Source organism: Vibrio sp. Vb0888 (genome assembly GCF_033338835.1).
Taxonomy (GTDB): Bacteria; Pseudomonadota; Gammaproteobacteria; order Enterobacterales; family Vibrionaceae; genus Vibrio; species Vibrio alginolyticus.
Window position 1 is genome coordinate 1 of sequence record NZ_JAWOTL010000146.1, and the last position, 1,340, is coordinate 1,340.

Consider the following 1,340-nt stretch of genomic DNA (forward strand, 5'->3'; position numbering starts at 1 on the left):
AGTCAATCGATGAGTCACCCATGGTATGGTGAAAGAAACAAGACTCAAATGCAGGTCGTAAAAGATACGATTACCAGAGTCGTTAAAGAGTTGGAGAACTTCAAAACCGGTCCGGATAAGAAAAGTCGAGTTGCGCTTTTAACTTATAACGCCTACAACGCAAAGTTCGATAAAGGCGCTGGTCGAGTGAAGTTATACGATTATGCAAGTGAGTTTTCTCACACTGAAGCGTCATTTGAAAGCATCGTCGATAAGATGTTTGATAAGTCTGTAGTAGAGCAAAAGCCGCACTATGCTAGTGATTATAATAAGTCGCAGGATATCCCTCTGACTGATAAATATCAGGAATTTATTGATATTCTAAACTCCAACAAAGTGATGCCAGCAAGAGGTGGCGGTACTCAATCATGGCTCGGTTTAATTGCTGCGGCGAAAGAAGCGGATAAAGTTAAAAAGGAAGATCGAAACCCAGAGCAAGTGTTTATTATTCTTTCTGATGGTGCAGATACAGATGTGCAATTCCCGATGGGACTGAATAGAAATAGATCATATAGAGATAAGTATGACGTCGTGACTAAATATTACGTAGACCAGTATGATGGGCGAACTTATTATTATCAGGTTTATGACAAATTCTTAAAGTCATTAGTGGGTGAGCATGGTTTGTGTGAAAGTCTTAAGAATAGAATATCTAGTAAAGAAAATAAGTTTCAAAGTGAACATGCGAAGCTAGAGGGTGAAAAAACCAAGGTCACCATGGGCGTAATAGGTGTTAACTACAACGTACAAAAAGATGATGGTTTCGGTGAGTGCGTTGGTGAGAAAAACATTTATCATGCGAAAAATGGTAAAGACGTTTACAAATATATATTAAATCTGATTAACGAAGAAACAGGACGATTAAAAGATTAAAATGAAAAAGTTAATACCACTTGCGATTATTTTTACTTCAAATGTCGCGCTCGCTAATTGTATCAACCAAAGTGAAAACTATGTTACTTCAAAAGTTTTGAAAAGCTCTGATACAAAAATTACTCAGGTGGATGGAAAACTCGCATCAGTAATTAATGAGGATCTTTCCATTGTGCAAGATGAAAAAATTGAAAAGGTTGAAGCTACAAACGCCACGGAAAGTTGCACATTTGATAAGAACTCAATGTCGTTAGTTCTACACTATGATACTAATGAGCACTATCTAACAAACGTACATAAACAAGCTATATCAAAGTATTTAGAACTGGTTAACGAAGACAAACGTATTCTCGTTGAAGGGCACACGGATGATGTCGGAAGCCAGGCTTACAACAAAAGTTTATCCCTTCGACGTGCAAGCACTGCCT

At 37.6% G+C, this 1,340-nt stretch carries 2 protein-coding genes; both read left to right on the top strand.

What is annotated here, in order from left to right:
• On the top strand, positions 1-912 hold a 912-nt coding region (locus R7P72_RS24570; protein WP_318110908.1), incomplete at its 5' end, for a pilus assembly protein TadG.
• Between the two features lies 1 nt (position 913).
• The coding region (locus R7P72_RS24575; RefSeq protein WP_318110909.1) for an OmpA family protein at positions 914-1,340 on the top strand (427 nt) is incomplete at its 3' end.